We start from the raw sequence: 497 nt of genomic DNA, 5'->3' as shown, positions 1-497 counted from the left end.
CGGAAGCTAAGCCCTCCAGCGCCGATGGTACTGCACTCGTGAGGGTGTGGGAGAGTAGGACGCCGCCGGACAAACTTCCAGTCGAGGGCCGCCCCATCCGGGTCGGCCCTCGACTGCGTAGCGCCATTGGTGGCGCAATCAGGAAGGATGTACCTGTGAGTTCAGGACCGCAGGGCGGAGACCGTCCCCGTCGTTACGAAGACCGTACTGACGGTGCGGGCGGACGCGACCGCGGCCCGCGCCGCGATGACCGAGACCGGCCCCCGTACCGGGGAGACCGTGACAGTGGTGGCGGCGCCCGAGGGGGCTACGCCGGTGGCCGCGACTCTGCTTCCCGTGGTGGTGACCGGGACAGTTCGCGCTCCAGCGCTCCCCGTGAGGGTGGCTTCCGTGGTGGCGACCGTGATGGTTCGCGGTCCAGCGCTCCGCGCGAGGGTGGCTTCCGTGGTGGCGACCGTGATGGTTCGCGCTCCGGCGCTCCGCGCGAGGGTGGCTTC

1 protein-coding gene and 1 rRNA gene are annotated in these 497 nt (G+C 70.4%); both read left to right on the top strand.

All coding sequences use genetic code 11. The features are described from left to right. A 5S ribosomal RNA gene (gene rrf, locus ACLQ28_RS34505) occupies window positions 1-71 on the top strand; the annotation flags it as partial. 142 nt (window positions 72-213) lie between these two features. Beyond that, window positions 214-497 (top strand): hypothetical protein (locus ACLQ28_RS34500; protein WP_425690447.1); only part of this gene is annotated, 284 nt, incomplete at its 3' end.

Origin of the sequence: Micromonospora sp. DT201 (assembly GCF_049841575.1) — a bacterium.
In the GTDB taxonomy this organism is placed as follows: domain Bacteria; phylum Actinomycetota; class Actinomycetes; order Mycobacteriales; family Micromonosporaceae; genus Micromonospora.
The sequence above is the reverse complement of the archived record's forward strand: the minus strand, read 5'-3'. Positions and strand labels throughout refer to the sequence as shown.